At 64.7% G+C, this 2,699-nt stretch carries 2 protein-coding genes; both read left to right on the forward strand.

The window, feature by feature from the left end:
* The first annotated feature begins 600 nt into the window (after positions 1-600).
* Positions 601-1,677: a 3-methyl-2-oxobutanoate dehydrogenase subunit VorB gene (vorB, locus tag NTX40_06845; protein MCX5648797.1), complete on the forward strand. Its 1,077-nt coding sequence runs from the start codon at positions 601-603 to the stop codon at positions 1,675-1,677.
* 285 nt (positions 1,678-1,962) lie between these two features.
* Positions 1,963-2,699 (forward strand): thiamine pyrophosphate-dependent enzyme (locus NTX40_06850; protein MCX5648798.1); only part of this gene is annotated, 737 nt, incomplete at its 3' end.

A 2,699-nucleotide genomic window follows, 5' to 3' on the forward strand; every position in this document is an offset into this window, starting at 1 on the left:
AAAAAAGTTATTAACATAAAGGTATGCACATGGCATGGATGGAAAGAGTGCGAAAAAGGGCACAAAAACCGGTAAAAACCGCACCAAAAACGTGAAAAAACCCCCAAAAAAGTCAAAATTCGCGCTAGCCCATCTTACCAATAGCACCCCTTCCGCCGAAAAAACCGCCCCTGGCACGGGTACGGCTCGTGCCGTGGCCGGCCGGGCGCTAGCGCCAGGGCCTATGGGTTATAAAAAACCGCCCAAAAATACCCCCCAAAACCTCCTCCAAAAAGTTATCCACAATCCTCCTTCGCCCTGCGGGCTACGGAGGACAGGTCGCCGCGCGTAAGTTGAACCTCGGTGATTGGGCACGTGACCGCGACCCTTCGACAGGCTCAGGGCAGGCTCTTCCGGTCCCGGCGCGCCGGGACTCAGGGCGGCGCCTTAGGATCGCGGCTCCTGCCTTCGTCGCCAGAGGCGGCGACTACGGCGGGCAAGCGAACGGCGGCGGTTGCTCGCGAGCCCGCGCCTGGCGCCTCGGGGGTTTTCGCATTGCTCCGGGAAGGCCGGACCCCTAAGATAACAGGCCCTCTTGTCCCTTTTTCAGGGGAGGCAACCGTGCCGCAAACCGAAGAAAAGGTCCTCATCACGGGGAACGTGGCGGCGGCGGAAGGAGCGGTCCGCGGCGGGTGCCGGTTCTATTTCGGCTATCCCATCACGCCCCAGAACGACCTGCCGGAGTACATGTCGGCCCGCATGCCGGAGGTGGACGGCGTCTTCATCCAGGCGGAGAGCGAGTTGGCGGCCATCAGCCTGGTGCACGGGGCGGCGGCCGCCGGCGGTCGGGCGATGACCAGTTCCTCGAGCCCCGGCATCAGCCTGAAGCAGGAGGGGCTGAGTTACCTCGCCGGCTCGGAACTCCCGGCCTTCATCGTGAATGTGCAGCGCGGCGGGCCGGGCCTCGGCGACGTCCGATGCGCCCAGAGCGATTACTTCCAGGCGACGCGCGGCGGGGGGCACGGGGACTATCGGCTCATCGTGCTCGCGCCGCACACGGTGCAGGAGACGCTGGACCTGGCGTACGAGGCGTTCGACCTGGCGGAGAAGTGGCGATGTCCGGTGCTGCTCCTTACGGACCAGCAGTTGGGCCAGATGATGGAGCCTGTCCGGCTGCCCCCGATGAGGGACACGCCGGCGGTCCAGGACCATCCGTGGGCCCTGACGGGGGCCGCTGGGGGGCGCGAGCGGCGGATCGTCAAGAGTTTCTACTGGCGGCCGGGGGAACTCGAGGAGTTCAACAAGCGCCTCCGCGAAAAGTATCTCCGCATGGAAAAAGAGTTGCCGCGATGGGAGGCCGACCAGGTGGACGACGCCGAGATCGTCCTCGTCGCCTACGGCACGAGCGCGCGGATCGCGCGCGACGCGGTTCATCACGCGCGGGCCGAGGGCGTGAAGGCGGGTCTGGTTCGGCCGATTACCTTGTGGCCGTTCCCCGCCGAGCCGCTCGTCGCCGCGGCGAAGCGCGGGGCGAGGTTCCTCGTCGTGGAGATGAGTTGGGGGCAGATGGTGGAGGACGTGAAGTTGGCCCTCTACGGGACGCCGCGGCCGGTGGACCTGTGCTGGAGGAGCGGCGGCGGCGTGCCGGGAGTGGCGGAGGTCATCGCACGCATTCGGGCTCTGGCTCGCGCGAAGTGATACGCGCGCGGAGGCTTTTGTTTTTCTCACCGAGTAACGAAGTAACGTAGTAACGGAGTGACGCAGGCGGGCCAAATCTTTCCATGAAGGGGGGCGGGTTGTGGCGAGTGCCGACGATGGGCGTGTGGTTAAAAGGCCGAAGAATGCCCCGGACAGGCCGACCAATGACATCCGGACGTACCGTGACCTCTTGGTCTGGCAGAGGGCAATGGACTTGGCCGAAGCCGTCTATCGGGCCACCGAGTTACTTCGTTACTGCGTCACCTGGCTATGCGGGGAGACCTCATGGTTGAGCACAAAGGCCCGAAGTTGAAGATCGGCCGCCCGAAAGCGCTCCTGGCGAACCGGACGCATTACTGTCCCGGCTGCGGCCACGGGATCGTCCACCGCATCATCGCCGAGATCATCGACGAGTGGAACCTGCGCGGCGAGGTGATCGGGATGGCGCCGGTCGGCTGCGCGGTGCTCCTGTATCAGTACCTGGACATCGACGCGTGCGAGGCGCCCCACGGGCGGACGCCCGAGGTGGCCGCCGGCATCAAACGCGCGAGGCCCGAAAAATTAGTCTTCTCGTACCAGGGCGACGGCGACCTCGCGGGCATCGGCACCAACGAGATCGTCCACGTCGCCAACCGCGGCGAACCCATCAGCGTCATCTTCATCAACAATGCCGTCTATGGCATGACGGGCGGCCAGATGGCCCCGACGACCATGCCGGGACAGAAAACCACCACCACCCCCAAAGGCCGGAGCATCGTCAACGAGGGGTTCCCCTTGCGCGTCTCGGAGATGCTGGCGACGCTCGAGCAGCCGGCCTACATCGAGCGGTGCGTCATCGGGAGCCCTCGCGACATCATCCGCACGAAAAACGCCATCAAGAAAAGTTTCCGCGTCCAGCGGGACTTGAAAGCGTTCTCGCTGGTGGAGATCCTCTCGCCGTGCCCGACGTACTGGCGCGTCTCGCCCCCGAAAGCCGAACGCTACATCGTCGAATACTTCGAAAAGGTCTTCCCCCGCGGGGT

Source organism: Planctomycetota bacterium, from assembly GCA_026387035.1.
GTDB lineage: Bacteria > Planctomycetota > Phycisphaerae > FEN-1346 > FEN-1346 > JAPLMM01.